Origin of the sequence: Lactobacillus helveticus DSM 20075 = CGMCC 1.1877, from assembly GCF_000160855.1 — a bacterium.
Classification (GTDB): Bacteria; Bacillota; Bacilli; order Lactobacillales; family Lactobacillaceae; genus Lactobacillus; species Lactobacillus helveticus.
Genome location: NZ_GG700760.1, coordinates 33,592 through 35,246, shown reverse-complemented (window position 1 = coordinate 35,246; position 1,655 = coordinate 33,592). Strand labels below are relative to the sequence as shown.

General features: G+C 32.9%; 1 protein-coding gene and 1 pseudogene. Both read right to left on the bottom strand.

Annotated features, from left to right (window positions below; all coding sequences use genetic code 11):
• Positions 1–23: 23 nt before the first annotated feature.
• Positions 24–474: pseudogene (locus tag HMPREF0518_RS08615) on the bottom strand (DUF3290 domain-containing protein).
• A gap of 87 nt (positions 475–561) precedes the next feature.
• Complete coding sequence (gene pnuC / locus HMPREF0518_RS08610; RefSeq protein WP_003627836.1) at positions 562–1,302, bottom strand: nicotinamide riboside transporter PnuC; 741 nt, start codon at positions 1,300–1,302, stop codon at positions 562–564.
• Between the last annotated feature and the right edge of the window lie 353 nt (positions 1,303–1,655).

The window sequence follows — 1,655 nt, the reverse complement described above, 5'->3', positions numbered from 1 at the left end:
GTTGTGTATAATCCAGCTGCATTTTAATTTTTCACTTCTACTTTATGATCAATTACATGGGCCTGCGTTAGCGTATAAGTATTGCGATCATCATTTAAGTTCAATTGATAGTCAATATCTTTTGAATCGATTCTGATAATCATGCCATCTACTAAATTGGTGGAGTTAACTAAAACATCAGAATCTTTAACGCCTCCATCTTTTGCCACTGATTTAATGAAAGGAATAATTTGCGTTGCCTGCGACTTTTGCGTATTTACTTGAGTATATTTTTCATATTGAGTGCCGGCAAACAACATTAGAAAAAGCAGTGCAATGATGCCTAAATCACGATATCTTGTAGCAAAAACGATTATGCAAATATAGCAATGTGAAGATGATCATAGCAAATGCTGCAACGAGCATTAAACCGTAAAGGATTGCTTTGTCTGCATTTTGGTTATTTTGAATATATTTCAACGTGTAAAATGTCATTCTCTCATCCCTCTGTTTTTTTGCTACATTTTACCATATGAAAAAAGCAGCGAAATCGCCGCTTTTTAAATCTTATTATTCAACTTTTTATTTTGAAATTTCCTTAAGTCCAGCATGGCGACGTCCCATGTTAAACCATGGTGAAACCGTAAATGCCAAAATATCATTTACAACATAAATCAATGAATTGATTGCCATTGCCAAGTTAGCATCACCTTGTGCATAAGTAATGCCCCAAAGAATCAATTGGAAAATACCACTTGCAGTCCACCAGAAGTATTGATTGTTGTAACGCATGAAGCACATAATTCCGGCAGTCAATGAAATGGCAAAACTAATTGCATCGACCCAAGGACGAGGGTCATTAGTAAACTTGCCAATCAAGTAACCAGAAATCACATAAACAAGCAAGGTACCAACGATAGCAATGAGCCATTCCTTAGAGCCAAATTTTCTTAAGTGGTTTTTAGTATCATCATTCCATGACTTCACTGACAAAATGATTGGCAAGTCCAAAGTTGCAATATAAGCAATTTGTTCAAAGATAGAAAGATAATTCTTAGCAGACCAACCTGCATAAATGAAGCAAGCGGCAGAAACTAATCCTAACCATCCATTAATTGCCTTGGTAGCATTAATTGCCAATACGCAAAGCGTACCCAACAATGTACCAATAAAAGTAATTAAAGTTACGCTGGTAATCTTAGCTTGAATAAGCAATGCCAATTGAAAACCAAACGCAAAAAACCATAAACAATAATTTTGTACTGGCCACCCTTTTAATTGATTAAATAGCCAAACAAAATAATTCTCGTGTTTTCTTTTCATCTATACAAACTCCCTTTTGAATTTAGGTTCACAAATATAACATTTGGTGTCTTGTCCGCTTTTCCCTAATAAAAGCATCGATATATATCGTAATCGAATTAAGAATTTTATACAATCTTGAATCTTACAAAATATTGTGCTAATAGCATGAAAATTTATCTATATGTTGTGTTTTTGATATTTTTATCAGCTTCGATCATATCTATACAAAATAATAATTCAAATACTTAAGAATCTATAAAGGTAAGAAAAAAACACTATTCTAAAGTGACGCTCCATCATATAATATCTTGTAAGCTATTTCATTTCAATTAATTGATATTATTTATAGGGATATTCTTCGTATGAATATT